The organism is Pseudomonas aestuarii (assembly GCF_027988105.1).
GTDB classification, from domain to species: domain Bacteria; phylum Pseudomonadota; class Gammaproteobacteria; order Pseudomonadales; family Pseudomonadaceae; genus Aquipseudomonas; species Aquipseudomonas aestuarii.
Map to the genome: position 1 here is coordinate 1 of NZ_JAQJZJ010000033.1, position 460 is coordinate 460.

Annotated in this window: 1 protein-coding gene; it reads left to right on the forward strand. The window is 67.8% G+C overall.

What is annotated here, in order from left to right:
- A partial coding sequence (locus tag PH586_RS23425; RefSeq protein WP_271350211.1) for an L-serine ammonia-lyase, iron-sulfur-dependent, subunit alpha occupies window positions 1-460 on the forward strand: 460 nt, incomplete at both ends.

The window sequence follows — 460 nt, forward strand, 5'->3', positions numbered from 1 at the left end:
CGGCGGGCTCAACGTCAAGCGCCGCGCCGCCAAGCTGCACCGCAGCCTGCAGGAAATGAGCAAGCCCAACGTGATCGGCTCGACCCTCAGCGGCATGGAATGGGTCAACCTGTTCGCCCTGGCGGTCAACGAGGAGAACGCCGCCGGCGGACGCATGGTCACCGCACCGACCAACGGCGCGGCCGGGATCATCCCGGCGGTGCTGCATTATTACGTGCGCTTCAGCCCGGCGGTAAGCGAAGCCGATGTGGTCGATTACCTGTTGGCCGCGGCGGCGGTCGGCATCCTGTGCAAGAAGAACGCCTCGATCTCCGGCGCCGAAGTCGGTTGCCAGGGCGAGGTCGGCTCGGCCTGCGCCATGGCTGCGGCCGGCCTGGCGGAGATTCTCGGTGCCACGCCCGAGCAGCTGGAAAACGCCGCCGAGATCGGTCTGGAGCACAACCTCGGACTGACCTGCGAC